Source organism: Novosphingobium aeonii (assembly GCF_052279045.1).
GTDB lineage: Bacteria > Pseudomonadota > Alphaproteobacteria > Sphingomonadales > Sphingomonadaceae > Novosphingobium.
This window is the reverse complement of sequence record NZ_CP176833.1, coordinates 204,266-229,469: the sequence shown is the minus strand read 5'-3', so window position 1 is coordinate 229,469 and position 25,204 is coordinate 204,266. Positions and strand designations below refer to the sequence as shown.

The following is a 25,204-nucleotide window of genomic DNA, read 5'->3' as shown; positions in this document are numbered from 1 at the left end:
AGACGACATGGCGATAGGCCCCAAACTTGACCGGATCGACCTCAAGATCCTCGCCAAGCTTCAGGAAGCGGGGCGTATCACCAATGTCGAGCTTTCCGATGCTGTCGGCCTGTCTCCCAGCCCTTGCCTCACCCGGGTCAAGCGGTTGGAAACGGCCGGTTACATCACCGGTTACGGCGCGCACATCAATCTCAACAAGCTGGGTGAATTCCTCACCGTCTTCACCGAAGTGACGCTGGGCGAGCACCGGCGCGGGGACTTTTCCCGCTTTGAAACCCGGATCGCCAAGATCGACGAAATCGTCGAATGCCACCTGGTCAGCGGCGGGTACGACTACCTCCTGAAATTCGTCGCGCGCGGCGTCACGCATTACCAGTCGCTCATCGAGGAAATGCTCGAAAACGATTACGGCATCGAAAAGTACTTCAGCTACATCGTCATCAAATCGCCGTTCATCAAGCATCACTTCCCGATCCAGAACCTGTTCGGGGATTGAACCGCCGCGCCGCGCGCCCGCGAAATTGCCGTGGGCCGCGGCGAGGGATGAGGCCGGGCGGCGCGTATGATGTCCTGCAAGCCCGGAAGGCATCGTCCTCCGGGCATGGAACCGGAGCTATCCCATGCGTCTCACTGCACTTGCCGCCGCTGCCGCCGTCATGCTGGCCGCCTTTCCTTCCCTTGCGCTGGCGCATCCCAAGCTGCTGAGCGCCACGCCCGCCGCCAATTCGGCGGTGGCGAAGCCCACCTCGATCACCCTGACCTTCTCCGAAGACCTCGTCGCGCCGCTCTCCGGCATCGACCTGGTGATGACCGGGATGCCGGGCATGGCCGATCACAAACCGATGCCGATCAAAGGGATTGCCGCCAGGGCCAAGGGCAAGACGATGACCATAGCCCTGCCCCGCCCGCTTCCCACCGGAACCTACGAACTGACCTGGCACGCGGTCGCCGCCGACCAGCACCGCATCGAAGGCAGCTACGGCTTCACGGTCCGCTGATCCCATGGAAACGGGCAGCCTCGTTGCCGCGCGCCTTGCCAGCTATGTGCTGCTGCTCGCGGCGGCAGGGCTGCCTTTTCACGCCCTGATCCAGCGCCGCGCCCGCTTCGGCGGAGGCGAACGAGCCGCGCTGATGCTGCTCGCAGCGGGCGCGCTCATCACCTCGCTGTGGTGGGCGCTTGCCAATGTCGCGGCCATGGCGGGCCTCGCGATCGGCGATCTCGATACCGCCACTTTTACCGCCGTGCTTCAGGCAACGCCGCTCGGGCCGCTGCTCACCTTGCGCGCCGCCGCCCTGACCGCCTTCCTCGTACTGCTGGCGCTGCGCCCCGCGCCGCTGCTGCTTGCACCGCTCGCCCTTGCCGCTCTGGCCAGCGCCGCATGGGCAGGTCATGCCGGCGCGGGCGAAGCGCCCTGGGGCGTGCTGCTCCGGGCCAGTGACGTGCTGCATCTGGGCGCCGCCGCGCTGTGGCTGGGCGCGCTGTTCGCTTTCCTCACCGGGCTGATGAACCGAGACGGAAGGCAGAATGCCGCCGTCATCGCCGCACTGTCCGCTTTCGCGCGGACCGGGACCGTGATCGTCGCCGTGCTGTTCCTGACCGGACTGGCCAATGCATGGCTTATCGGCGGTGCGGGCGGGCTGCCTTCAGGCTGGTGGCCGCGATTGATCGCGCTGAAATTCGCGCTGTTCCTCGCCATGCTCGCACTCGCCGCCGATAACCGCTGGCGGCTGGTGCCCGCGCTTGAACGCCGCACGGCGGGCGCTGCCCGGCGGCTGCGCCTTTCGCTGATGCTGGAAACGGCCTGCGGGCTCGCGATCGTGGGGGTGGTTGCCCTCGCCGGGCAACTCGACCCCCACGGCGGCTGACAGCCAGTTCCCTCAGGCGCGTGCGGCGATGACGATGATCTCGACCTTGTAGTCGGGCGAGGCCAGACGGGATTCGCCGGTGGCGCGGGCAGGAGCCGGTGCATCGGCGATCCAGTCGTCCCAGACCGCGTTCATTTTCTCGAAATCGGCGATGTCGGCCAGCCAGATGGTTGCCGAGAGCAAGTGGTTCTTGCTGCTGCCGGCCTGCTTCAGCAGAGCTTCGATCTCGGCAAGCGCGGTGCGGGTCTGGGCGGTCACGTCATCGCCGGGCTCGCCGACCTGCCCCGCGAGATAGATCGTATCGCCGTGAATGACAGCCTCGCTCATGCGCGGGCCCTGTTCGATGCGGGTAATGGTCATGCAATCAACTCCTGGCGATTCTGGATGGAAACTCGGGCTCAATAGCGGGAGATGGCGAGGTCGGCAGCCTCGATGGCGGGCGCCCTGCCGCCGATGATGTCGGCGATCACATGGGCGGAACCGCAGGCCATCGTCCAGCCGAGCGTGCCGTGTCCGGTATTGAGGAAGAGGTTGGATATGCCGGTAGGCCCGATCACCGGCGTACTGTCGGGCGTCATCGGGCGCAGGCCGCTCCAGAACGAAGCCTTGGACACATCGCCCGCGCCGGGGAACAGCGACCCCAGCGAATACTCCAGCGTGGTGCGCCGCGCTTGCGGCAGATCCCTGGAGAAGCCCGAGATTTCCGCCATTCCGCCCACGCGGATGCGATCGCCCAGCCGGGTGATCGCCACCTTGTAGCTTTCATCGAGCAGGGTCGATACCGGCGCGAGCGCGGGATCGGACACCGGCACGGTGATCGAATAGCCCTTCACCGGATAGACGGGCAGCCGAATGCCCAGAGGCGCCAGGAGTTGCGGCGAATAGCTGCCCAGCGCCACGAGATAGGCATCGGCAACCAGCTTTCCCGCCGCCGTCACGACATGGTCTATCCGTCCGCCGGATCGGGACAGGCCGGTGATCGCGGTATCGTGGACAAAGCGTACGCCCGCGTCGCGCGCCATTCCTGCCAGCGCATTGGTGAACTTGAAGCAGTCCCCGGTCTCGTCGTTCGGCAACCGCAAGCCGCCCACCAGCCGGGCCTCGCTTGCCGCCAGCCCCGGTTCCGCCGCCAGGCATCCTGCCCGGTCGAGCACTTCGAAGGGAACCCCGTCCGCCTCCAGGACCGCGATATCCTTGGCGATTCCATCCAGCTGCTTCTGCTCGCGAAACAGCTGCAACGTCCCCTGGCTGCGTTCGTCGTAGCGGATGCCGGTTTCCCGGCGCAGTTCGATCAGCTGGTCGCGGCTGAATTCCGCGAGGCGGACCATGCGGCTCTTGTTCACGGCGTAGGACCGCGCGTTGCAATTGCCCAGCATCGCCGCCAGCCAGCGGAGCATCGCCATGTCCGGGCGTGGCCGCAGGACGAGCGGCGCATGTTCCATGAACAGCCATCGCAGGGCCTTTGCCGGAATGCCGGGGGCGGCCCAGGGCGAGGCATAGCCCGGCGAAATCTCCCCGGCATTCGCGAAGCTGGTTTCCAGAGCGGGGCCGGGCTGCCGGTCGATGACGACGACCTCGTGCCCAGCCCGCGCCAGATACCATGCAGAGGTGACGCCGATCACGCCGCTTCCCAGTACCGCAACTTTCATCGTGCGACGCTCCGCAGTGCCAGACCGGCCGCCGGGACATAGTCTCTTGCATAGCGGCGGCTGAGCTGGGTTAGAATCTCGTAGGAAATCGTGCCGGCATCGCGGGCCAGATCGTCGATCGTCTGGTTCGGGCCGAGGATCTCGACCGGCGCGCCGGGGCGAAGGTGGCGCTCCGGCACGTCGGTGACGTCCAGAGTGATGCTGTCCATCGACACCCGGCCCACCATCGGCACCCGAATGCCCGCAACGAAAGCGCTTCCGCGGTTGCCCAGCGTGCGCGGCAATCCGTCGGCATAGCCGACCGGTATCGTCGCGATCCGCGTTTCCCGCAGGGCGCGATGCGTAAGGCCGTAGCCGATCCCCGTTCCCACCGGAACCGTGCGAAGCTGGGCGATCCGCGCCTCCAGCGACACTACCGCGCGCATCGGGTTCACGCCGCCATGCGGCGCGCCGCCGTAAAGGGCGATCCCGGCACGCACGATGTCGAGGTGGTCCTGCGCAAGGAAAGCCCCGCCGCTATTGTCGAGCGCGCGAGGAAGGCCGGGAAAACCGCTCGCGATGCGCGAGAAACACGCGGCCTGCTCGCCGTTGAAGGGATGGTCCGGTTCGTCGGCGCAGGCGAAGTGGCTCATCAGCATGGCCGGCTTCACACCGCGCAGACGGTCCGGCTCGCCAAGGAGAAGGGCGACCTCCTGCGGCGACATTCCCATCCGCGACATGCCGGTATCGACCTGCAAGGCCCCGCGCAGCCACTGGCCTCGCGCCCGGGCGAGGCTGGACCAGCGGTCGATCTGATCGAGCGAATTGAGCACGGGGATCGCCCCGATCGCGGCGCATTCCGCCTCGGCGCCGGGCTGAAGACCGTTGAGGACGAACAATTCCGCTTCCGGCGGCAGCAAGGGCATGAGCGCTGCCGCCTCGTCGAGCACGGCGACGAAGAACGTCCTGCACCCGGCATCGGCCAATGCACCCACCGCCCGTGCCGCGCCGATGCCATAGGCATCTGCCTTGACCACCGCCGCCACCCGCGCAGGCGCGACCTGCCGCCCGACTATGGCGTAGTTCTCCACCAATGCACCGAGATCGATCCGGAGCACGGCACCTGCCGTAGCCAATGTCGTCATGCAGCCCTCCTTTCCTCGCAGATTATCGACGGTTATACGAAATAGGCTCCCAATCTTGCGTCAACCTTGCGAAGATTGCGATAATTTCGCACGATCATTCGGCAGATTCAGAACGATGTCAGAACCACTCGATTCCATCGACCGCACCATCATCCGCCTGCTGCGGCTCAATGCCCGCCGCCCCAACTCGGAAATCGCCACGGAGGTCGGCCTCTCGGCCTCAGCCTGCCATCGCCGCATCCGGATCCTGGAAGAACGCGGCGTGATCCGGGGCTACACGGTCATCACCGGGAGCGGAGAGGAAGACGAGCGCGGGGTCGATGTCCTCGTGCAGGTCACGCTGGACCGCCAGACCGAGGAATACCTTTCGAAGTTCGAGCACGCAGTGCGCCAGTGTCCGGAAATTCGCGAATGCTTCCTGATGACGGGCGATGTCGACTACTGGCTTCGCGTCCGTACGGACAGCGTGGCCGCCTATGAGACGATCCACGGCGAAATCCTGTCCCGGATGCCGGGTGTAACCCGTATCAGCTCCAGTTTCGCCATGCGCGACGCCTTGCGCCCCAAGCGGTCCGGGCGGCGTTAGAGCAATCGTCCAGCGCCTTCGCCGACCGGTGGCGGGAAGCCGACGAACCGTGCGCGCCCCGGCGATCCGTCCGCTCAAGGCCATTGACTCGCCCTTCTCTACCATTCAAGTTGACAATACACGAAGCGAGCTATCGCCTGTCTTGAACACATCGCCTGAACACATCAGTAGAAGGGAGAACGACCATCATGCACAGCGATTTTCACGTCGTCCGCAAGGGCATGGAATGGGCCGTCAGCCTGCACGGGCTGATCCTCGAAGCTTTCGCCAACCAGCGCGATGCCCTCAACCGGGCTGTCGATGCCGCGCACCAGGCCGGGATGAACGGGCACCGGGCACAAGTGCTTCTCGTCGAAGCGCCGTCCGATGCGCGCACCCATTGGGTCTTCGGCCATCATCCCTACCCGCCGACCGCCTGAGGGCGCGGGTTCCCTCCAGTTCGACAGGAGCCTGAAATGCTCAGAAAACTATTCGTCGACCATCCCGAAGCGGTAAACGAGACTTACGGCGAGCATTTCTATGTGGCCGGCCGCTTCGGCCTGCTCATGATCCTCGCCGGGCTCGGCACGATCATTCACGGGTTCATTCCGGGCTTCCATACCCGGACCGGCAGCAACATGATCAGGAAGCTTCACGGCGAGATGACCCGCCGCCAGCCTCGCCAGACCCAGCCCGTTTCCACGGCACCGTTCGCCATGCAGCTCGAATACGAGATCTGAACTAGGTCATAAACTCATAAACGGCACCATCGAGGCGCCCAAATGGCGAACAGCTCGGGCCGAAGGTGCCGCCGGGCGGGCTGGTTGCCCGTCCAAGGTAGCTTAGGTTCGAGATGGAAGCCATTTGGGCGTCCCTTCGGGATTTACCTTGCGGTGAACTACGTTTGACCAAAATGGCCCATCGCTGCGTCGGGAAGTCTTGAAATATCGACATATTCCGTCGCCTTCCCTCCTGGCGCTGAGCCATTTTGCCTCAAACCTCGATGGTGCCGTTTATGAGTTTATGACCTGGGTCGCAAAATCCACCGCCGCGCCTTTCTCAAGGGTGCGGCGCTCGGCGGAATGGCGGCTTGGGGCGATTTCCAGTCCGAGATTGCCGCGCAGCGTATCCGCCGAATAGTCGTCCCTGAAAAGCCCGCGCGCGGCGAGGATCGGCACCACTTCGGCGCGGAAGCGCGCCCAGTCGTCGGGATGCTGGACGAAGACATTGAAACCGTCCGCCGCGCCGCTGGCATGCCAGCGCTCGATCTCGTCGGCGATCGTGACCGGCGATCCCGCCAGCCGCAGCCATGCCGATCCCGCGTCCGCCAGCACCTGCCGCAGGGTGCGCCCCTCCCGGCGCGCGGCTTCGAGGTCTTCGTGGAAGCGCCGAATTCCGGCCGCCTCGCCGCCCGAAGCGATTTCCGGGAACGGTGCGTCCAGATCATAGCCGGAAAAGTCATGACCGGCGAACTGCCTTGAAAGCGACGCCAGCTGCGCGCGCAGGTCTCCTGCCGTCTGGCGCGCCTCGAATTTCCGCCGGGCCGCTTCGTCTGTATCGGCGATCGTCACGCTGAGTGCGGGGATGAACAGCAGGCTTTCCGGGGCCCTGCCATATCGCCGGGCACGAGCCCGCACGTCCGTGGCAAGCTCCAGCGCCTCCGCCTGATTGCGCGCGAAGCTGAACACGATATCGGCGACTTGCGCACTCAGTTCGCGGCCCTGCGGCGATGTTCCCGCCTGAACCAGCGGCGGCTGCCCCTGGCGCGAGCGCTGGATGTTGAGCGGGCCGGAAACGCTGAAGAACTCTCCGCGATGGTCTAGCTGGTGCTGCCGCGCCGGATCGAGGAACCGCGCGGCCGTCCTGTCCTGCGCGAAGGCGCCTTCTTCGTAGGATTGCCATAATCCCTGCACCACCTCCACCGCTTCGGACGCGCGGCGATAGCGGGTTTCGTAGTCGCCATGCCCGGTGCGGCTGAAATTGCCTGCCGTGCCGGGGTCCTGACTGGTCACGATGTTCCACCCGGCCCGCCCCTTGCTGATGAGGTCGAGCGAGGCGAGCCGCCGGGCGATATCGAAGGGCTCGCTGTAGGTGGTGCTGATGGTCGCCACCAGACCGATCCGCTGCGTCGCCGTGGCGACCGCCGACAGCAGGGTCAGCGGCTCCAGCCGGTTGAGATGATGGTTGGGGAAATCCGGTGTGATGTACTGGCTGTCGACGATGAACACGAAGTCGAACCGGGCGTCTTCCGCCTCCCGCGCCTGCCGGATGTACCAGTCTATGTCGACGCTGGCATCGAGCGGGACCGCCGGATCGCGCCACAGTTCCTTGCCGGATGCATCACCGACCCCGATCAGGACGGCTCCGAACTTGAGCTTATCGCGTGCCATCGTCATGCCTTTCACAAGCTGTTGGGAGATAGGCGCAGCGCGCCGCCGGTGCCGGGTTCCGCAAGCTTGGGCGCAGCGGCGATCAGGGCGCGGGTATAGGGATGCGACGGGTGCGAGAGCACCTGCCCGGTCGGTCCGGTCTCCACGATCCTGCCGCGGTGGAGCACTGCCACCCGGTGCGCGATGCCGGCCACCGAGCCGAGGTCGTGCGAGATGAATATCTGCGCAATGCCGCGCTCCCGTGCGAGCCGTTCGAGCAGTTGCAGGACGTGGACGCGGTTCACGGCATCGAGCGCGCTGACCGGTTCATCGAGCAGGATCACTTGCGGATCGAGCACGAGCGCCCTCGCGATCACCGCGCGCTGGCGCTGACCGCCTGAAAGGTGGCGCGGCAGGCGGCAGCCCAGTGCGGGATCGAGTCCGGCAGCCTCCAGCGCCGCATTCACCAATCGCGCCCGCTCGATGCGGTCGATGCCGCCGCGAATGTCCAGCCCCTCGCCCACCGAACCAGCGATGGTGATATCGGGATCGAGGCTGCGCAGCGGGTCCTGGAACGCATATTGCAGCCGGCTGCTGCGGCGAAACGCCATCAGTTCACGCCCCGCCAGCCGCTCCAGCGGTTCGCCGCCGAGCACAATCGAACCTTCGGCAGGGCGAACGAGGCCAAGGATCGACCGCAGGAGCGTGGTCTTGCCGGAGCCGGTTTCCCCGATCAGCCCGAGGATTTCGCCGCGCGCCAGTTCGAGATCGATCCCGTCCAGCACCGTGCCTTGCCCATAGCCTGCCCGAAGCCCGCTGATCCGCAGGAGCGGCGCGGCCGCTTGCGGCCGTGGCGCGTTCTGCCCGGCTTCCAGCGAGGTGGCATGATGCGTTTCGATCAGGCTGCGGGTATAGGCATGGCGCGGCCGGTCCAGCACCTCCCGCGTGGCGCCCGCCTCGACGATCTCGCCCTCGCGCATGACGATCACCTGATCGCAGGTCTGCGCCACCACGGCGAGATCGTGGGAAACCATGACGAGGGTGAGGTCCTGTTCACGGCGCAAGTCTTCGATCAGGCGCAGGACTTCGGCCTGCACCGTAACGTCGAGGGCGGTGGTCGCCTCGTCGGCGATCAGCAGGCGCGGCCCGGCGCAGACCGCGATGGCGATCAGCACGCGCTGCACCATGCCGCCCGACAGTTCGAAGGGATACTGGCGGAATACCGTCTCCGGCTCCGCGAACCCCACACGGGCGAGCAGGGCCAGCGCCCGCTCTTTCGCTTCCCGGCGTGAAAGCGGAAGAACCGCACGCATAGCCTCCACGATCTGGCGGCCCACCGGGATCGACGGGTTGAGGTAGGAGCCCGCATCCTGGAACACCGCGCTCAGCTCGGTCCCGCGAAGGGGTTTCCAGTCGCGGCCGCTCAACCGCGAGAGGTCGGTGTCCCGGTAGCGAATAGTGCCGGAGGTGACGGCGGTTCCGGCAGGCAGCACGCCAAGGACGGCCCGGCAGGTGAGCGACTTGCCGCTGCCGGATTCCCCGACGATGCCAAGCGTGCCGCCGCGCGGAATCTCGAAATCCACGCCCCGCACGAGCATCCGGCCATCGGCCCCGGCGATCGTCAGGCCGCGTACCGACAACAGCGGCGCGGCTGGCGCGATGGGGGAGCGCGGTCCGAAAGTAACGACGTTGTTCTGCTGGATCATGGCCGTATCTCCGGAATGCGGGGATCGCTGCGACGCATCGCGTCCGCGAGCGCGTTGAGCGACCACACTGTCGCCACGATCAACACGCCCGGCGCGAAGGGGCCGAAGGGCCGGTCGTAAAGCGTGGTCAGGTCGCTGGCGAGCTCGCCGCCCCAGGTCGGGTCGGGCGGGACCACGCCGATGCCGAGAAAGGTCAGCGAGGCGACGATGGAAAGGCAGGCGCCCGTCATCGAAGCGGTCGTGACCGCCACCACCGGCAGGACTTTCGCGATGACGTGGCGGCGGATGATCCATGCCGTCGAAGCGCCGCCCAGCCGTGCCGCCTCGATATAGTCGCTGTTGGCGACCGATAGCGCGGCGGCGCGGCTCACCCGGTAGAAAGCGGGCGCGATCAGCACGCCCACCGCGAACATGGCCTGGACGAGGCCGTTGCCGAGCATGGCCGTCATCGCGATCGCGAAGACCAGGAACGGCAACATGATGAGCGCATCCACCAGCCTCAGGCTGATCCATTCCGCCCGCCTTCCCAGGAAGACGGACAGCACCCCCGGCACCACGCCGAGCAGAAGAGCCACACCCACCGAAAGCACGGCGGCCAGTATCGAAACCGTGGAGCCCGCCAGCAGCCGGCTGAACACGTCGCGCCCCAGCGCATCGGTGCCGAGCCAGTAAGCCGGGCCGGGGCCTTGCAGGATCGCGCCGCCGTCCTGCGCGAGCGGATCGTGCGGGGCGATGACGGGACCAAGCGCCGCGAGAACGACGATCAGCGCAAGGAAAGCCAAGGGCACTGCGGCATTTCGCACAAGTGTCATCCTGTCAGCTCCTGCGGCGCGAGGCGGGCTGGAGGACGCCCAGCAGCACGTTGATCAGAAGGTTGCTGGCGAGAACCAGCACGATGGAAACGACGAGCGTTCCCTGCACCACCGGCACATCGCCGCGCAGCGCGGAATCGGCGGCGAGGCGGCCCATGCCGGGCATATTGAAGATCGCCTCGCTCACCACCGCGCCGCCGATCAGCATGGGCACGCGCAGCGCCAGTATGGAGAGAGCCGGGCCGGCGCCGTTGCGCAGGACATGGACGAACAGGATGCGCCGGGGCGAAAGCCCGCGAACGACGGCCCCGGTCACGTAATTGTCCGAGAGTGCAGCGACGAGGCCGGTGCGAAGCTGGCGCGCGAGCTCGGCCACGACATCGACGCTCAGCGCCATGGCCGGGATCGCGATCGAGCGCAGCCAGCCTGCCACATCCTCCGAAGGCGGGACGTAACCGGCCGAGGGCAGCAGTTCGAGCCAGAGGCTGAACAGCAGGATCATCGCAATGGCGACGACGAACGGCGGCAGCGAGGCGGCGGTCGAGGCGAAGACCGTCACCATACGGTCGAGCCAGCCGCCTTGCCGCGCCGCCGAGGCGATCCCCAGCAGCGTGCCCAAACCCACGCCGATCAGCAGCGCCCCGCCCGCAATCGAGAGGCTGACCGGCAGGCGCTGGAGGATCAGTTCGGTAACGGGCACCCCGTTGAACCACGAAGTGCCGAGATCGCCGTGAAGCACCCCGCCCATCCAGTCGAGGTACTGGACGGGGACCGGCCTATCCAGGCCGAACTGCGCGCGGATCTGCGCGATCATTTCGGGCGTGGGACTGTCTCCGGCCAGCCCGGCGGCGGGGTCCAGCCCGCTCGCCACGCCGAGCAGGAAAGTGATGAGCGTCGCCAGAAAGAACACCGGCACCGCGATCAGCAGGGTCGAGCCCGTGAAGCCGAGCAAGGCGCGGCCATGGCGCAGGCGCACGGCCCATGCGTGGCCGGGAACGGCTGGGACTGTGCGCGCGGTCATTGCACGGTCACGCCTTCCCAGCGGATCTGCGAGGGCAGGATGTTGAGGTTCTTCACCCCCGCCCGCGCGCCGACGATCCACGGTTCGCTGTAGAAGTAGTTGCTGGGCGACTGCTCCACCCCGGCGCGGACCGCAGCGTGGAGGCGCGCGGCATAGGCTGGATCGCTTGTCGGCGTGCGCCGCACCGCATCCAGCGCCTGGAGGAACGCGGGCGCCGCATAAGGCCCGCTGAGGTTCATGATGCCTTCGGGGCCATAAGTCGCCAGCAGGTTCTGCACCGGGGATTCCCGGCCGATGGTGCCATCCAGCGCGAGGGCCGGGCGCTTGGCGATATAGACCTCGCTCTGCCAGGTGGAGGAGCCGGGCGGAACGATGCGCAGCGTCGATTTCACACCCACGCGGGCAAGCTGCGCCTGCACGAGTTCGGGCAGGCCGTCGTTCATCACCGGGTTGACGGCGATCTCGATAGCGAGCTTGCCCGGCGGATATCCCGCCTCGCGCAGCAGCGCGCGAGCCTTGCCCGGATCGTAGCCCCAGAGCTTTTCGACACTGGCATCGAAGGCGGCGTTCCCGGCGGGGAACGGCTGGTGCGAGACCGTCGCGAGCCCGGCTGTAACGGTCCTGATGAACTCGTCGCGGTCGAAGGCATAGCGCAGCGCTTCCACCACCCTGGGATTATCGAACGGCGGCCGGTTGCGGTTGATCGAAACGTCGCGGACATTGAGCGAGGGCGCAATGGCGACGGTCAGCCCCCTGCCCTTCGCCTCTTCCACGCGGCGCGGGGGAATGCGTCCGGCCACGTCGATGGAACCGGAAAGCAGCGCGGCGATCACCGTGGCCGGGTCCGGTGCATTGGTCAGTTCAAAGCGGTCGATATGGATGTTCGCGGCGTCCCAGTAGCCGGGGTTCTTCTCGAAGTAGGCGTGCGATTCCGGCACGAATTCGGTGATGCGGAACGGCCCCGCGCCGACCGGCCAGAGCGCCAGTTTCGCCTTGTCCTTCGCTGCAGCGGTCGGACTGGCGATCGCGCCGACGCGGCCGGCGAGAATAGTGGGAAGCTGGTAGTCGGGCTCGCGCAAGTGGAAGGTCACCGCCAGCGGTCCATCGGCGGAAACGCTTTCCACACCGCCAAGATCGCGCTTGATGAAGGAATCCTTCTGGGACAGCGCCCGGTCGTAGAAGGCCTTGACCGCCGCCGCATCCAGCACGGTATCGTCCGAGAACGTCAGCCCCTTGCGCAGATCGAAGGTCAGCGCCTTGCCATCATCGGAAAAGCGCCACTTCTGCGCGAGGCCCGGCTGGGCCTCGCCCTGCTTGTCGAGACGGGTGAGCGAGGCATAGGCCAGGCTGATCGTATTGATATCCGCGCCGGTGCGGCTGGTCACCGGGTCCCACGAGGTGGGCAGCATGAAGGCCCAGCGCAGCTTGCTGTGCCCGGCCTCCTGCTTGCCCGAACCGCCGCACCCGGCAACGAGCAGCCCCGCCGCCAGCACGGTGAACAGCCGCCGCAAGTATCTCCCCGCCTCCTGCCTCATGCGGTGAGCGCCGGTTCGCGCGGGGCCTGCGCAGATGCACGCACATTGGCGGGCTTCGGCAGGCCGAGGTGATCGCGCAAGGTGGTGCCTTCGTAGTCGCTGCGAAACACTCCCGCCTCCTGAAGCAGCGGCACGACTTCGCTTACGAAACGATCGAACTGGTCGGGATGGCCGAGCATCACGTTGAGCCCGTCGAGCGCGCGTTCCTCGAACCAGCGGATTATCGTGTCCGCCACGGTGCGGGCGCTGCCGACGAAGGGGCTGCGATGCCCTGCCCGCACCAGCTCCACGGTCTCGCGCAAGGTCAGCCCGCGCTCCACGGCAAGGTCGGTAAGCTTCTTTGCCTGCGTGAAGAAGCTGCGGCGGGCATGTTCGAGCGCCTGCACCGGGAACGGCGCGTCGAGGTCGTACTGGCGGAAATCGTGCCAGCCGAACGAGCGGCCGAACTCGTTCAGGGCCTGGTCGAAGCTGTGGTCGGCCAGCTTGTGCGCCTGTTCGATGCCGCGTGCGTCCTCGTCGGTATCGCCAACGAACACGCTGACGCCGGGCAAGATGATGACCTCATCCGGATTGCGCCCGGCCGCTTCGGCGCGGCGGGCGATGTCGGCGTAGAAGGCCTTGCCGTCCTCGATCGTGGCTGCATGGGTGAAGATCGCATCGGCGGTCTGCGCGCCGAGGTCGCGGCCCTGGTCGGAATCGCCCGCCTGGAAGATCACCGGCTCACCCTGCGGCGAGCGCTGGATGTTGAGCGGTCCCGCCACCAAGAAATGCCGGCCCTTGTGGTTCAGCGCATGGAGCTTGTCCTTGTCGAGGAACACGCCGCTCTCGCGGTCGCGCACCAGCGCATCGTCCTCGTAGGAGCGCCAGAGGCCGTGCACGACATCGAGATATTCGTGCGCCCGGCCGTAGCGGGTCTCGTAGTCGTAATGCTCGTCGAGCCCGAAATTGCCCGCCGCCCCGGCATCGCCGCTGGTCACGACATTCCAGCCTGCGCGCCCGCCGCTGATGAGATCGAGCGAGGCGAAACGGCGCGCAAGGTTGAACGGCGCGTTGAACGATGTGGTCGCCGTGGCGACGAGGCCTATGTGGCTGGTCGCCACCGCGAGCGCGGAAAGCAGGGTCAGCGGTTCGAGCCGGTTCAGGTAATGTGGCGGCGAATCCGGGGTGATGAACTGGCTGTCGACGATGAAGACGAAGTCGAACTTCGCGCCTTCCGCCTTGCGCACGGCGTCGATGTACCAGCCGATGTTGACGCTGGCATCCGCCGGAATTTCCGGGTCGAGCCAGCGGTTGTGCTGGCCCGGCCCGCCAACGCCGGTGGGAACGAGGCCGAGCTTGAGGGTGCGCCTGGTCATGATCTCTGCTCCTTTGCGATGATAGCGGACGCGCGCATCAGATGCGGCCCTTGAGGGTCACGCCGAAGAGGCGCGGATCGCCCAGCGCGGCGAGAACGACGCCGAACTGGCCGTAGACGGTCTTGGTGTTGTAGTAGTCCTCGTCGAAGAGGTTGCGGACCCAGACCGAGACGTCCCAGCGCTCGTCCGGGCTGCGCACCCCGGCGTGAAGGCCCACGAGGGTCGAGCGCGGCACCCATGAATAGGGGTCCAGATTGACCGCAGCGTAATAGCCCGAACGGTAGCTGACATCGCCGCCCAGGTAGACCTTCGCGTTCCCGGCATCGAAGGTATATTCGCCGTTGCCGGTGGCCGCGAGACGCGGGGCGCCCGATGCACGGCGGCCGGAAAGGTCGATCACGCCGAGGTAGCTGTTGAGGTACTGCGCCGGGGCATTCTTGTACGAGCGGTATTCCGCATCGTTGTAGGTTCCGGCGAGACCCAGCGAGAGGCCCTCGAACGGGCTGAGGCGGGCATCCAGTTCCACGCCGCGCGAACGCACGGTGCCGACATTGGTGATGTAGCCGACCGCCGGGGTCACTGCGTTGTTGACGTAGTTCGCCTGGTAGTTGGCGATATCCGCCCAGAAAAGGGAAAGGTTCAGTTCCGCCTTGCCGCCCAGCAGTCGGCTTTTCAGGCCCAGCTCGTAATTGTCCACTTTCTCCGGTTTCACGAAGATGTCGACGCCCAGCGACTGCCGCACGAGGTTGATGCCCGGCGACTTGAAGCCGCGCGAGTAGGAGGCATAGCCGTGCAGGTCGCTGTCGAGGTCGTAAGCGGCGATCAGGGTGCCGGACAGGTTGTCGGTATTGTTCGAAGCCTTGTAGGACGAAGTCGGCGCGAGGCTGGCGCGCGTGGCGGCGATCGTCGCCTGAAGCGCCGGGTCGAAACTGTCGATCGGCGCGAAATCGCCGCGCAAGTCGGCATCGTAGAGCCCGGTCTTGTGCTCGTAAGTGTAGCGCAGGCCACCGGTCAGGCGAAACACCGGCGAGATATTCCAGGTCGCCTGTCCGTAGGCCGCATAGCTGTAAGTGGCGGGGACGACATGGGCAAAGGCCGTCAGCCCTTCCAGCGCCGCCGAGGGGATCGCCGAAACCGAGGCCGAAGGCGTATTGCCGGTAAGCAGCCAGGCCGATGCGTCGCGGCCGTAAGTCTGGACCACCTTGTCGTCCGCCTCCTGCCAGAAGAAATAGAGGCCTGCGGTGTAGTCGATGGTCTTCTCGCCATTGGAGGCGACGCGGAATTCCTGGCTGAACTGCTGCTGGTCGGTATCGACCACGCTGTAGGTAATGACATTGGCGCCGATCTGGTCGCCGTCATAATTCGGAATCCATTTCCAGTTGCGATAGGCCGTGATCGAGGTCAGCGAGACCGGCCCGACGTCCCAGTCCGCACGCGTCTGGAGCCCCCAGCTTGGCATCTCATCATATTGCGAGGAGTCGATATCGGTTTTGCGGGCGAAGGGATCGACGGCGATCGGCGTATAGCCCACGTCCGCCGCCCTGCGGTAGAAGCCGCGCACCTCGGTGCCGTTGGCCAGCGTCGTCGGCAGCACGCCCGAGACGATCTGGAAGCCCATGTCGCCCTTCTGCACGCTGTAATCGGCAATGAAGCGCAGCTTGAAGTTATCGGCCGGCCTGTAGAGCAGGTCGAACTTGGCCGCGTGGTTGTCCTGGTCGTCCCAGTGCTGGCGATAGGTCGTATTGTAGATCAGGCCCTCGCGGCTGGATCGCAGGTAGCTGACGCGGAAGGCGATATCGTCGCCGATCGTCGAGTTCAGCGAGACATAGCCGCGAAACTGCTCGTGATTGCCGTAAGTCAGTTCGCCGCGCGCTTCCTGATCGAACGCGGGTTCGCGCGTCTTGACGTCGAGCGCGCCGGCCACCGTGTTCTTGCCGAACAGTGTGCCCTGCGGCCCGCGCAGGAGCTGGATGCTCTCCACGTCCATGAGGTCGGTGATGACCGAGCCGGTGCGCGGGCGGTAGACACCATCCACGTAGATGCCGACGCCCTGCTCCAGTCCGTCGTTGGTGCCGCCCGCATTCGTGCCGATACCGCGCACGGTGATCGTCTGGTTACGGCCGCTGAAGCCCTGGATATTGAGGCTGGGTAGCTGCTGCAGCACCTGCTTCAGCGTGGTGGCGCCCTGCGCCGAAAGCTGCTCGCCGGAAATGGCGCTGATGCCGATCGGCACCTTCTGTGCGCTTTCGTTGCGATAGCGCGCGGTGACGGTGATTTCGCTCACTTCCCCGGCGGCGGAAGCGGATGCATCGGCGTCAGCGGCGAACGCGGGCGAGGCGAAGGTTATCGCAAGGGCCGAGGCCGCACCGCACAAGGCATGCAGGCGTCCGGAACGGCGACGGCGGAAAGAACGAACGAACGGCAACAAAACCCCCTATGCGAGTGCCTCAAGGAGACACCGGGGGTAATCACGCCCATTCTCAACCAATTCAATAGAGTTATGGAAGCCGTCCTATGAGTTCTCCTAAACCCTGGGCGGCGTTCTCCTGATTCCGGGAAAATTCAAGACTTTGCCCTGAAGCTTCGTGCCATTCGGGCACGGGCCGGTTTTGACTTCATGGCCGCAGGCGGTAGTTTGATCGCTTGCCGCTCAAGGCAGATCGCTCAGGAGAGCGGAGGGCGGTTCGGAGGAGGATTTTCGTGACATTCCCGGTCGCCGTGCCCCGTTTGCCTGCCATCGTCCTGTTGGCCGCATCGGCACTGCCAGGCTCCCCATCGCTTGCAGCCCCGCCCGGACCTGCCCACGCTGCCGCCAGCGAAGCCTCCGTGGCAGGCCATTACTACCTTTCCGGCGTCATGGAGACGGGTTCGGAACTTCTCCTGCGCGAAGACGGAACCTTCGAATGGTACATCAGCTACGGCGCGCTTGACCAGTTCGCCAAAGGCCGCTGGTCACGCGAGGGGGCATCGGTGATCCTGAAACCGGATGGCCCGGACGATGCGAAGCCGCTCTATGCTCCGCTCGGCGCCGAGCCCTGGGATTTGCAGGCCGAACAGGCCCTGCTTCGCCAACAGGCCGAAGAAGCCGCGGACGCCGTCGCGGCGCGCTGCCCGTTCCTGGCCGGATGGGCCGATATCGCGGTGACGCCGGTTCCCACCATCGACGAGGCCGCGACCGTCCCGGTCTCGAGGGAAAGCCTCCGCCGGAAGGCCGCCGAGACCCTCCAGACCGCCCTGCTCACGCGCAACCGCGCCGCAATGCTGGCCCGCCGGGCACTGGACGCCCCCTCGCCCGAAGCGAACGAAGCAGTCGGCAAGGCCTTCGCCGCATGGTTTGATGCGCGCGCGGCGGCGCAATCCGCCGCCGGGGAAGCCTATCTGCCGGACCCGGACCTTGCCGAGCCGGAGCTTCCGGCCCCATGCATCGCACCGGAAACACCCGATGCCGCCGACATCCCGCGTGAACAGTGGACAGGCGGAATCGCGGTTCGCGTGCTCGATCCGGTCCGGGAGCAGACCGCGAACCATGTGCGCGTCACCCTGCGCCATGCCGATGGGCAGGAAGAGCAGATCGAGACGGGGTCCGGCGGGCTGGCGATCCGGCCCGGCAGGCCGGACAGCCCGGTCGTGGCGGTCGGCCTGTCGGCACCCTATGCGCCGGGGCGGGATGCCAGCTTCCGCATCGAACCGGCCAGCGACACGGTACTGAGCTTCTCGATCGATGGCGGCCAGTTGGAACAGACCCCTTTCGAATCCATGCAGCTGCGCATCGTCGGACAAGACCTTGCGCCCGATATCTTCGAAGGAAAGGGGCTTTACCGGCGCGCGCGCTGATGCGGCGTTACATGCCGCGCGGAAGCGCCCGCAAGCCTGGCGGCCGGGTCAGGGAACGGCCTTGACCACCGCGCCCTGGATCTCGGGAAAACACTCCCGCGCCAGGTTCTTCCACATCGGCTCCACCGCATCCCGCCAGTCGCCAAAGCCGTAGAGGATCAGCGTGCCATCGTGACGCGCCTCGAACGACATCACCACGGCGGGACGGCTCGCGTCGTTCGCGGCCAGTCGGAAATCCACTTTGCGCCCGGTCTCGATCGCGAGATTTTCGCTCACGCCCAGATCGTCGAACTCCGTCTCCACACATGCCGCCACGTCCGCGATCGGCCGGTCCGAACGCGCGGTGATAAAAGAGGAGGTGACGGAAGGGATCGCTGCCGAAAGCGAGATTGCGGCCAGAAACATGGCGCGAACATATCACGATATGACCCGGCGCCCAACGGCCCCGCGATACAAAAAGACAAATTTGCCCCGGACAGAGCCGCTCCCGATGCCATGCCTGCGCGGACTTGGAGCCGCATCGGTTCTTCCCAGCCCTTTGAAACGGGCCGCAAAAAGGGGCTCCAAGCGGGGCATATCCCGCTGATTGACAGGCGAAACCCGTCGGCACGATCCGATCGGAACGGGTGCCGGCCGGCAAATCACTCCAATTTGGGGAAAGTTGAAACTGAATCGGATGATAATGCTTGATACAACATTTTTTCAAGTATTCATTTCAACAAGTTAACTAACAAGCAAAAACGCAGCCCTGAAGGTCGCCACTGAAAGAATGCTCCGCAAGGTTCGGTTACCCGGATTCAAGCGATACTTTGCGAAAGTATTCTGCAGCGCATAGCAAGAGAGGTGCGAACGTGCTCAGAAAGATTGCTCTTTCCGCGGCCGGACTATCGGCGATAGTCCTTGCTACGAACCCTGCCCGAGCCGACATTACCGGCACGATCGACGCGACGATCACCCTGGAGGCAGGATGTATCGTCAACGGACAGAACTATGACGACGGCACCGCCAACGTCGCTTTCGGCACGCTCGACTTCGGCACGCAGAACACGCTGTTCACGCAGGCCGATGCCCAGGTCCTCAACGGCGGCGCGGCTTTCACGGTCCAGTGCAGCAACGGGATCGCGCCCACCTTGTCGTTCAATGCCGGGCAAAACGATGGATCGGGCGCCGGGGTGGGCGTCCATGCCATGGCCAATCAGACCGCAGCGGGCCAGTTCGTCACCTACAACCTCTATTCCGACACCAACCGTTCGGTCATCATTCCCGTAGACGGCGACATCACCCTGCCCGCCGACGGCACGCAGCAGACCGTCAACGTCTATGGCCGCGCTTTCGGCGAGGCGGGCCTGACCACGGGCACATATTCGGACGTCGTCACCGTGGTCCTCGAACTCTAGCGGCACGCCGCCCGGACCAGGCTCATGAGAACTGGAATTGACGCGAAGGCGCTCCCGGCGCCGGCGCTCGCGATCCTTGTCGCCCCGTGCGTCGCGGCAGCCATGCTTCCCGCCGCCGCAAGAGCAGATACGACCGCGCAGTTCGCCGTCACCGCGAACATCACGGCAGGCTGTCTTGTGGACGGGCTGGGGAGCAGCGGAAACGCGGGGCTCGTCGGCAGGCTGGACTTCGGCGTGGATTCGACGTTCTCCAGGGCGACCCGCACGGCAACCTCTACGGCGACCCAGGCGATCCGCCTGCGCTGCACGCCCGGCGTCAATCTGACGATGACGGTAAACGGCGGCAACCACGCGGCATCCGGCATGCGCAACCTCCAGAGGGGGACCGATGCATCGGCGCGGATTTCCTATGCCTTGTGCAGGGACGCAGGCTGCACCCAGCCCATCGCCATCGGCGGAGCCCCCGCCGTTCCCGTAACCGGCACCAACAGCGAGGACGTGCGCCTGCCGATCTACGGATCGCTGACGCTTTCGGGAACCCTGCCGCCTGGCACTTACACCGATAGCCTGATCGTCACCCTGAGCTGGTGACAGCTCCCAGCCGAGGATAAGCCGATGAAGAGCATGATTCCCCCCGGCAGACTGGCGAGGCTCCTCCTGCTTGCGCAAGCCGCGTTCCTTGCGGTGCATGGCCTGCCCGCCGCCGCGCAGTCACCCAGCTCGATCCTGATCTGGCCGGTCAACCCGGTCATAGAGGGGCAGGCCCGGGCCACCGCGCTCTGGCTCGAAAATCCGGGCAAGTCGCCGATTACGCTGCAGGTCCGCATCTATGCCTGGACGCAGCGCGAAAACCAGAACCTCTATGCCGAGACGCGCGAGGTCATAGGCTCGCCGCCGATCGTGACCATCGAGCCGGGGGCCCGGCAACTGGTGCGGATCACGCGGCTTGTCGCCCCGCCGCCGTCGGGAGAGCAGCCCTATCGCATCATCGTCGATGAAGTCCCGGTGAAGGAAGGCCCGGGCACCGCCGGCGCATCCGTGACCTTTCGCATGCGCTACTCGCTTCCACTGTTTTCCGAGGCGAAGCAGGAAGGCGGCGCGAAAAGGCCGACGCCGCCCGCAGCCGCCATCGCCTGGCGCACGGGCACGGACCGGGACGGCCGTTTCCTTGAAATCCGCAACAGCGGCTCCGGCCATGCCAGGCTGAGCGACGTCGCCTTCACGGGCGGGCGGTCAGCGTCGGTGCTGGGTGAAGGCCTGTTCGGCTATGTCCTGCCCGGCGCGACGATGCGCTGGCCATTGCCATCAGGGGTGGACGGATCGGGCGATCTCGTTGCCGCCGTCAACGGACGGGCGCAGGCCCGTATCGAGCGGCTGCCGGAATGACGGCGCATGATCGCCGCCATCCATTCTCCGGCGCGCCTCCCGTGGCTGGCCGCGCTGGCGGCGGCCATCCTGCAAGCAGCGCCTGCGCAAGCGGCCGATGCGGCCGATGCCCGGTATGATGTCTTTACCGAGCTGCCACCACCGCCCCGGCACACCTACCCGGACGCCGAGCAGCGGCTCGAACTGGAACTCGTCGTCAATGGACTGGCGAGCGGCGTGATCGCCCCGGTGACCCGGCAGAGCGGACGGTTCCAGCTTCGCGCGCAGGATCTGCGGCAAGCGGGCCTGCTGCTGAACACGGCCGAGGACAGCCTGTTTATCGACAGTCTGGAAGGCGTCAGCGCCGATTACGACGCCCCGCGCCAGCAGTTGCACCTTACCGTTTCCCCGGAACGCCTCCCCGCCCAGCATCTGGGCGGAAGCGCGGAGGCATTCGCCCCGGCGCAGCAGGATACCGGCGCACTGCTCAATTACGACCTCTACGTCAGCGGCGGCGAAAGGGCGGCGTTCCAGGCCTCGCTCTGGCACGAAGCCCGGCTGTTCGGCCCCTTCGGCCTGTTTTCCAGCACCGGCGCGCTGCGCTCGAATGCAGGGCGGGCCTACGTCCGCTTCGATACGATCTGGCGCTGGTCGGACGAGCGCAGCATGACGACCATGGAAGCCGGCGACATCATCACCCGGACCCTGCCCTGGGCGCCCGCGATCCGGCTGGGCGGCGCGCAGGTCTCGCGCGATTTCTCGGTGCGGCCGGATATCGTCACCTATCCGCTGCCCGAATTTGCCGGGAGCGCGGCGCTGCCTTCCACGGTGGAACTGGTCGTCAACGGCCAGCGGATCGCGGGGAGCCAGGTTCGCCCCGGCCCTTTCGCGCTCGACACGCTGCCGCCTATCAGCGGCTACGGCGAGGCCAATCTCATCGTCACCGACATGCATGGGCGCAGCGTGGCAACGGCGCTGCCGTTCTATGTCAGCAGCATCCTGCTGCGCCCCGGCCTTGCCGACTATTCCGTGGCGGCAGGGGCCTTTCGCCGCAACTACGGCACCGCGAACTTCGATTATGGCCGGCTTGCCGCAAGCGCCTCCCTGCGCCGGGGGATGACCTCCGGCCTCACGCTTGAGGCACGCGCGGAAGCCACGGGAACGATGCGCCTGCTGGGGGCCGGCGCCGTTTTCCGGCTGGGCAATCTCGGCATCGTCAGCACCGCCTATGCCCGCAGCTTTCACAAGGGGCGCCAGGGCGGGCAACTGACTCTCGGCTACGAGTATCAGGCCAGGACCTTCTCCCTCGGCATGCGCCACAGCCGACAGGACCGCCACTACGCCGATCTCGGAGTGCTGGACAGGAACGGCCGGCAGAACCGTCCGGAATGTCTTTCCGAACCTCCTGCCGAAAGCTGCGCGGGCAACCGGGAGCGATCGACCGCCGCCACCGCCAGCATCGCCATCGGCAGCGCCAGCACCCTGGGCATCGGCTACTTCGACATCCGGCGATCCGGCACCGCCGATGCCCGGCTGGCGAACCTGAGCTGGGCGCTGCCGCTGGTGGGAGAAAGCCGGATCAATGCCTCGATCTCCCGCGATTTCGCGGAACGCGGATGGTCGGGCGCGCTCACGCTCACCATCCCGCTGGGGGGCGGCAACCTCGGCACCGGCGTCTCGCGGGACAATGCCGGGCGCAGCGGATTGCGGGCGGACTATTCGCGCGCCGTGCCGTCCGATGGCGGCCTGGGCTGGAGCGCAAGCGCCTTCAGCGAGGGCGGCGGAAGACCCTACCTCAGGGGCGACGTGCTCTGGCGGGCCCAGCCCGTCCAGCTTCGTGCGGGCGCCTATGGACGGGACGAGGTGACCGGATGGTTCGGCGCCAGCGGCTCGCTGGTCTTCATGGACGGCTCGCTCTTCGCGGCGAACCGGGTGTCCGATGCCTTCGCGGTCGTCAGTACCGACGGCGAGGCGGGCATCCCGGTGCGCTACGAAAACCAGCTCATCGGCAGGACCGGTTCCGGCGGCAAGCTGCTGGTCCCCTCGGCCAGTGCCTATTACCCCGCGCATTACGACATCGACACCCTTTCGCTGTCGCCCAACGTGAAGGCCGATACCGTGAGCCGCCGCGTGGCCATCGCCGCCGGCAGCGGCCACGTCATCCGTTTTCCGATCGAGAGGGCGATCGCCGTCCGCGCGACGATCGCGGACACGCGGGGCGAGCCGCTGCCCGCCGGAACCCCGATTACGGTCAACCGCAAGGACAGGACCTATGTCGGCTGGGACGGAATGCTGTTCATCGACGACGCCTCCCCAGAGACCGGCCTGGAAGCGATCCTGCCTGACGGCACACGCTGCCATGCGGCGTTTTCCGTGCCTGCCGAAGCCGAAGAGATCATTGATGCGGGAACGCTGACATGCCGTTCCTGAAGCGCCTGCCTTGCGGCATCGCCGCCACGCTGGCCGCCTGGTCGATGATGCCGGGCACCGCCGGAGCCTGCACGCTTTCGGCAACGAGCACCAACCTCGGCAGCCTGAGTTCCTACACCGTCGCCAATACCGCGCAGGCGGGGAGCGGATCGGCCGGGCTCCAGTGCGACATTCTCCTCGCGGCGCTGACCACGCATTATGTCGGCCTTCAGGTGGATGCCTCGACCTTCCGGCTCACCGGTCCGAGCGGACAGACCATCCCCTTCACCGCCGCGCTGAGCGCGAACGGAGCCGCCCTTGCTATCGGCAGCTTCCAGAACCTGTCCTCGCTCAGCATCGTCAGCCTTTTTGCGGGCACGAACAACTCCATCCCCCTCTATTTCCGCACGACCGCGACATCCGGCCTCCGGGCGGGACGCTACACCGGCTTCCTCGACTTGCGCTGGTTCTACTCGGTATGCTCGCTCGGGGCCGCCGTATGCCTCAGCTACTCGTCCAGTCCGGGCTTCGTCCGTCCGGGGCTTGGCGTCGCGCTCAACTGGGGAGCGGGCAGCACGGTTCGCGTCAACGTGGAACTCACCGTCCTGAACGATTGCATCATTACCGCTCCGGCCGCCAGCTTCGGCTCGGCGCCGCTGGTCGGCAGCTTCAACCCCATCACCCGGACCATCCTGATCCGGTGCAGCGCGGGAGCGAGCTATACGGTGGGCCTCAACGACGGCAACAATGCCGACGGCACCGTCCGCCGGATGCGCAAGATCGACAATTCCAGCAATTACCTGCGCTACGAGATATACAAGTCGGCCTCCTCCACCGAGCGCTGGGGATCGGTGGACAGCGCCCGGCGCAGCAGTACCACTGCCGACACCAACCAGGGCATCTACGATTCCGTCACGACCCAGAGCTATACCTACAGGGCCGCAGTTCTGCCCGGCCAGATCACGCCTGCCGCCGGGGACTACAGCGACACGATCCGCATAGATGTCGCCTTTTGAACGGGTTAGGCAGGGCGGGCAAATTCGGCAGGGCGAGCCGCGATTGCGACGAGGGCGGGAACCATCGCGCGCGCTCCGGCGCTGGTCCTGCGGGAAATCAGGCAAAGGGGACACGCATGAGCGAACATGCGCGCGGCCACTTACCAGTCGCACCGGAAGAAGCGCAGCTCGACACGCTGGTGGGGCGAGTGGAAAATCTCATCGCGATGCTGGAAAACATCGCGATAGAGCAATGGCGTGCACGGCGCCAACTGCGGCATTCGTCGGAAACCGCCCTGCCGCCAGCCTCAACCCCGCCCCTTTCTCCGCCGGAAGAGGCCCGCGCCGCGCTTGCCCGGGACCGCATAAGGCAACGCCGCGCGCGCGAGAACTGCTTCGGCGCCGAATTCTTCTCGGACCCGTGCTGGGACATCATGCTGGATCTTTACGCCGCCCATTACGAAGGCGAACCGGTCTCGATCTCGAGCCTCTGCATCGCCGCATCGGCTCCTGCGACCACGGCCACGCGCTGGATCGACCGGATGACCGAAAAGGGCCTGCTCACGCGTTCGAAGGACCCGGCCGACGGGCGGCGAATCTATATTCACCTCAGCAAGGATACCCGCCTCAAGCTCGATGCCTATTTCGAGGCACTCCAGCAGAATTGACGGGCATGGCCGCCTCCCCCCGCCGAACCTGATGCCGACCTATCCCTTGCAGGCCGCCGCCATCGTGCGCAGTTCCGCCTCGCTCAGGCCGCGGTCGCGCAGGGCGCAGGGCCTGCCCGTCTCGTCCGTCATCACGGCATAGGGCAGCCCGGCCGCCCGCCCGGCGGACGCGCGGCGCAGGAGTTCCCAACCCTCTCGCGGCGAGATCGCCAGTTTCTGGCGACCATCGAAGCGACGCGTCATTTCCGTGCTGCGCGCGCCCTCGTCCAGCGCGACGATCAGCAGGCGCCGGGGGCGCGCCGCAGCCTCCAGCGCCTCGAACCGGGCAAGCTCGGCAAGGCAGGGGGCGCACCACGAAGCGACGAACATCAGCACGCTATCGCGAGGCGGTTCGCCCGGCGCCGCAACAAGCGAGGCGGCGGGTACCGGCCCTGCCGCAAGGGCCGGCTCGGACGCGCCTATAAGGGACAATACTGATGGAAATACGACAATTGATATCAATCGCTTAACTTGCGAAGCCATATTGGATAGCCC

25 protein-coding genes are annotated in these 25,204 nt (G+C 66.3%); 13 read left to right on the top strand and 12 right to left on the bottom strand.

Annotation, left to right across the window (positions count from 1 at the left end; all coding sequences use genetic code 11):
* Positions 1–7 precede the first annotated feature (7 nt).
* The 3 genes from ACLIMP_RS16850 to ACLIMP_RS16840 all read left to right on the top strand — a co-directional run bounded on the left by ACLIMP_RS16850 (position 8) and on the right by ACLIMP_RS16840 (position 1,866).
* Positions 8–496, top strand: coding sequence for an Lrp/AsnC family transcriptional regulator (locus ACLIMP_RS16850; RefSeq protein ID WP_054438688.1), 489 nt, complete (start codon positions 8–10; stop codon positions 494–496).
* Between the two features lie 124 nt (positions 497–620).
* Positions 621–998, top strand: coding sequence for a copper homeostasis periplasmic binding protein CopC (gene copC / locus ACLIMP_RS16845; protein ID WP_185999129.1), 378 nt, complete (start codon positions 621–623; stop codon positions 996–998).
* Between the two features lie 4 nt (positions 999–1,002).
* On the top strand, positions 1,003–1,866 hold the full coding sequence (locus ACLIMP_RS16840; protein WP_443478598.1) for a CopD family protein: 864 nt from the start codon (positions 1,003–1,005) through the stop codon (positions 1,864–1,866).
* Positions 1,867–1,878: 12 nt separating this feature from the next.
* Here ACLIMP_RS16840 and ACLIMP_RS16835 read toward each other — a convergent pair whose 3' ends face one another.
* From ACLIMP_RS16835 to alr, 3 genes are read right to left on the bottom strand one after another with little or no spacing between them, the layout of a single operon-like run.
* Positions 1,879–2,226, bottom strand: coding sequence for a RidA family protein (locus tag ACLIMP_RS16835; RefSeq protein ID WP_054438660.1), 348 nt, complete (start codon positions 2,224–2,226; stop codon positions 1,879–1,881).
* Between the two features lie 38 nt (positions 2,227–2,264).
* Positions 2,265–3,515 (bottom strand): D-amino acid dehydrogenase, encoded by a 1,251-nt coding sequence (locus tag ACLIMP_RS16830; RefSeq protein WP_443478597.1) that lies wholly within the window; start codon positions 3,513–3,515, stop codon positions 2,265–2,267.
* Positions 3,512–4,639, bottom strand: coding sequence for an alanine racemase (gene alr, locus ACLIMP_RS16825; protein WP_443478596.1), 1,128 nt, complete (start codon positions 4,637–4,639; stop codon positions 3,512–3,514). Before alr ends, ACLIMP_RS16830 begins: the two co-directional genes overlap by 4 nt.
* Before the next feature lie 115 nt (positions 4,640–4,754).
* On the opposite strand from alr, the gene ACLIMP_RS16820 reads away from it, so the two are divergent.
* The 3 genes from ACLIMP_RS16820 to ACLIMP_RS16810 all read left to right on the top strand — a co-directional run bounded on the left by ACLIMP_RS16820 (position 4,755) and on the right by ACLIMP_RS16810 (position 5,944).
* Positions 4,755–5,225, top strand: coding sequence for an Lrp/AsnC family transcriptional regulator (locus tag ACLIMP_RS16820; protein ID WP_054438666.1), 471 nt, complete (start codon positions 4,755–4,757; stop codon positions 5,223–5,225).
* A gap of 188 nt (positions 5,226–5,413) precedes the next feature.
* The gene (locus ACLIMP_RS16815) at positions 5,414–5,644 is read left to right on the top strand and encodes a hypothetical protein (RefSeq protein ID WP_054438668.1); all 231 of its coding nucleotides are present in this window, start codon (positions 5,414–5,416) and stop codon (positions 5,642–5,644) included.
* Positions 5,645–5,680: 36 nt separating this feature from the next.
* Complete coding sequence (locus tag ACLIMP_RS16810) at positions 5,681–5,944, top strand: DUF6356 family protein (RefSeq protein WP_054438669.1); 264 nt, start codon at positions 5,681–5,683, stop codon at positions 5,942–5,944.
* A gap of 273 nt (positions 5,945–6,217) precedes the next feature.
* On the opposite strand, the gene ACLIMP_RS16805 is transcribed toward ACLIMP_RS16810, so the two are convergent.
* From ACLIMP_RS16805 to ACLIMP_RS16775, 7 genes are read right to left on the bottom strand one after another with little or no spacing between them, the layout of a single operon-like run.
* Complete coding sequence (locus ACLIMP_RS16805; RefSeq protein WP_443478595.1) at positions 6,218–7,594, bottom strand: NtaA/DmoA family FMN-dependent monooxygenase; 1,377 nt, start codon at positions 7,592–7,594, stop codon at positions 6,218–6,220.
* Between the two features lie 11 nt (positions 7,595–7,605).
* Positions 7,606–9,279 (bottom strand): nickel ABC transporter ATP-binding protein NikE, encoded by a 1,674-nt coding sequence (gene nikE, locus ACLIMP_RS16800; RefSeq protein WP_054436667.1) that lies wholly within the window; start codon positions 9,277–9,279, stop codon positions 7,606–7,608.
* A complete protein-coding gene (locus ACLIMP_RS16795; RefSeq protein WP_443478594.1) occupies positions 9,276–10,091 on the bottom strand; it encodes an ABC transporter permease in 816 nt (271 codons plus the stop codon). The genes nikE and ACLIMP_RS16795 overlap by 4 nt, the downstream gene beginning before the upstream one ends.
* A gap of 4 nt (positions 10,092–10,095) precedes the next feature.
* Positions 10,096–11,112, bottom strand: a complete 1,017-nt coding sequence (locus ACLIMP_RS16790; RefSeq protein ID WP_443478593.1) for an ABC transporter permease — start codon at positions 11,110–11,112, stop codon at positions 10,096–10,098.
* Positions 11,109–12,623 (bottom strand): ABC transporter substrate-binding protein, encoded by a 1,515-nt coding sequence (locus ACLIMP_RS16785; RefSeq protein ID WP_443478592.1) that lies wholly within the window; start codon positions 12,621–12,623, stop codon positions 11,109–11,111. The genes ACLIMP_RS16790 and ACLIMP_RS16785 overlap by 4 nt, the downstream gene beginning before the upstream one ends.
* 20 nt (positions 12,624–12,643) lie before the next feature.
* A complete protein-coding gene (locus ACLIMP_RS16780; protein WP_443478591.1) occupies positions 12,644–14,002 on the bottom strand; it encodes an LLM class flavin-dependent oxidoreductase in 1,359 nt (452 codons plus the stop codon).
* 37 nt (positions 14,003–14,039) lie between these two features.
* The gene (locus ACLIMP_RS16775) at positions 14,040–16,286 is read right to left on the bottom strand and encodes a TonB-dependent receptor (protein WP_443478590.1); all 2,247 of its coding nucleotides are present in this window, start codon (positions 16,284–16,286) and stop codon (positions 14,040–14,042) included.
* Between the two features lie 416 nt (positions 16,287–16,702).
* On the opposite strand from ACLIMP_RS16775, the gene ACLIMP_RS16770 reads away from it, so the two are divergent.
* Positions 16,703–17,836 carry a hypothetical protein gene (locus ACLIMP_RS16770; RefSeq protein ID WP_443478589.1) on the top strand — a complete coding sequence of 378 codons (1,134 nt, stop codon included), beginning with the start codon at positions 16,703–16,705 and terminating at the stop codon, positions 17,834–17,836.
* Between the two features lie 48 nt (positions 17,837–17,884).
* Here ACLIMP_RS16770 and ACLIMP_RS16765 read toward each other — a convergent pair whose 3' ends face one another.
* Positions 17,885–18,241, bottom strand: a complete 357-nt coding sequence (locus ACLIMP_RS16765; protein ID WP_054436679.1) for a hypothetical protein — start codon at positions 18,239–18,241, stop codon at positions 17,885–17,887.
* A gap of 446 nt (positions 18,242–18,687) precedes the next feature.
* On the opposite strand from ACLIMP_RS16765, the gene ACLIMP_RS16760 reads away from it, so the two are divergent.
* From ACLIMP_RS16760 to ACLIMP_RS16735, 6 genes are all read left to right on the top strand, one after another.
* Positions 18,688–19,233 carry a Csu type fimbrial protein gene (locus ACLIMP_RS16760; RefSeq protein ID WP_054436682.1) on the top strand — a complete coding sequence of 182 codons (546 nt, stop codon included), beginning with the start codon at positions 18,688–18,690 and terminating at the stop codon, positions 19,231–19,233.
* Between the two features lie 24 nt (positions 19,234–19,257).
* The gene (locus ACLIMP_RS16755) at positions 19,258–19,824 is read left to right on the top strand and encodes a Csu type fimbrial protein (RefSeq protein WP_221937255.1); all 567 of its coding nucleotides are present in this window, start codon (positions 19,258–19,260) and stop codon (positions 19,822–19,824) included.
* Positions 19,825–19,848: 24 nt separating this feature from the next.
* Positions 19,849–20,619 (top strand): fimbrial biogenesis chaperone, encoded by a 771-nt coding sequence (locus ACLIMP_RS16750; protein WP_443478588.1) that lies wholly within the window; start codon positions 19,849–19,851, stop codon positions 20,617–20,619.
* A gap of 6 nt (positions 20,620–20,625) precedes the next feature.
* The gene (locus tag ACLIMP_RS16745; RefSeq protein ID WP_443478587.1) at positions 20,626–23,028 is read left to right on the top strand and encodes a fimbria/pilus outer membrane usher protein; all 2,403 of its coding nucleotides are present in this window, start codon (positions 20,626–20,628) and stop codon (positions 23,026–23,028) included.
* Positions 23,016–24,023, top strand: a complete 1,008-nt coding sequence (locus ACLIMP_RS16740; protein WP_132469882.1) for a Csu type fimbrial protein — start codon at positions 23,016–23,018, stop codon at positions 24,021–24,023. Before ACLIMP_RS16745 ends, ACLIMP_RS16740 begins: the two co-directional genes overlap by 13 nt.
* Positions 24,024–24,139: 116 nt before the next feature.
* A complete protein-coding gene (locus ACLIMP_RS16735; protein ID WP_054436696.1) occupies positions 24,140–24,670 on the top strand; it encodes a MarR family transcriptional regulator in 531 nt (176 codons plus the stop codon).
* A 39-nt stretch (positions 24,671–24,709) separates the two neighbouring features.
* Here ACLIMP_RS16735 and ACLIMP_RS16730 read toward each other — a convergent pair whose 3' ends face one another.
* A complete protein-coding gene (locus ACLIMP_RS16730) occupies positions 24,710–25,039 on the bottom strand; it encodes a thioredoxin domain-containing protein (RefSeq protein WP_443478586.1) in 330 nt (109 codons plus the stop codon).
* Positions 25,040–25,204 lie beyond the last annotated feature (165 nt).

Coding starts and splice junctions, on each gene's coding strand:
- ACLIMP_RS16850 (WP_054438688.1), top strand. CDS start 8: ATGGCGATAGGCCCCAAACTTGACCGGATCGACCTCAAGATCCTCGCC.
- copC (WP_185999129.1), top strand. CDS start 621: ATGCGTCTCACTGCACTTGCCGCCGCTGCCGCCGTCATGCTGGCCGCC.
- ACLIMP_RS16840 (WP_443478598.1), top strand. CDS start 1,003: ATGGAAACGGGCAGCCTCGTTGCCGCGCGCCTTGCCAGCTATGTGCTG.
- ACLIMP_RS16835 (WP_054438660.1), bottom strand. CDS start 2,226: ATGACCATTACCCGCATCGAACAGGGCCCGCGCATGAGCGAGGCTGTC.
- ACLIMP_RS16830 (WP_443478597.1), bottom strand. CDS start 3,515: ATGAAAGTTGCGGTACTGGGAAGCGGCGTGATCGGCGTCACCTCTGCA.
- alr (WP_443478596.1), bottom strand. CDS start 4,639: ATGACGACATTGGCTACGGCAGGTGCCGTGCTCCGGATCGATCTCGGT.
- ACLIMP_RS16820 (WP_054438666.1), top strand. CDS start 4,755: ATGTCAGAACCACTCGATTCCATCGACCGCACCATCATCCGCCTGCTG.
- ACLIMP_RS16815 (WP_054438668.1), top strand. CDS start 5,414: ATGCACAGCGATTTTCACGTCGTCCGCAAGGGCATGGAATGGGCCGTC.
- ACLIMP_RS16810 (WP_054438669.1), top strand. CDS start 5,681: ATGCTCAGAAAACTATTCGTCGACCATCCCGAAGCGGTAAACGAGACT.
- ACLIMP_RS16805 (WP_443478595.1), bottom strand. CDS start 7,594: ATGGCACGCGATAAGCTCAAGTTCGGAGCCGTCCTGATCGGGGTCGGT.
- nikE (WP_054436667.1), bottom strand. CDS start 9,279: ATGATCCAGCAGAACAACGTCGTTACTTTCGGACCGCGCTCCCCCATC.
- ACLIMP_RS16795 (WP_443478594.1), bottom strand. CDS start 10,091: ATGACACTTGTGCGAAATGCCGCAGTGCCCTTGGCTTTCCTTGCGCTG.
- ACLIMP_RS16790 (WP_443478593.1), bottom strand. CDS start 11,112: ATGACCGCGCGCACAGTCCCAGCCGTTCCCGGCCACGCATGGGCCGTG.
- ACLIMP_RS16780 (WP_443478591.1), bottom strand. CDS start 14,002: ATGACCAGGCGCACCCTCAAGCTCGGCCTCGTTCCCACCGGCGTTGGC.
- ACLIMP_RS16765 (WP_054436679.1), bottom strand. CDS start 18,241: ATGTTTCTGGCCGCAATCTCGCTTTCGGCAGCGATCCCTTCCGTCACC.
- ACLIMP_RS16755 (WP_221937255.1), top strand. CDS start 19,258: ATGAGAACTGGAATTGACGCGAAGGCGCTCCCGGCGCCGGCGCTCGCG.
- ACLIMP_RS16750 (WP_443478588.1), top strand. CDS start 19,849: ATGAAGAGCATGATTCCCCCCGGCAGACTGGCGAGGCTCCTCCTGCTT.
- ACLIMP_RS16745 (WP_443478587.1), top strand. CDS start 20,626: ATGATCGCCGCCATCCATTCTCCGGCGCGCCTCCCGTGGCTGGCCGCG.
- ACLIMP_RS16740 (WP_132469882.1), top strand. CDS start 23,016: ATGCCGTTCCTGAAGCGCCTGCCTTGCGGCATCGCCGCCACGCTGGCC.
- ACLIMP_RS16735 (WP_054436696.1), top strand. CDS start 24,140: ATGAGCGAACATGCGCGCGGCCACTTACCAGTCGCACCGGAAGAAGCG.
- ACLIMP_RS16730 (WP_443478586.1), bottom strand. CDS start 25,039: ATGTTCGTCGCTTCGTGGTGCGCCCCCTGCCTTGCCGAGCTTGCCCGG.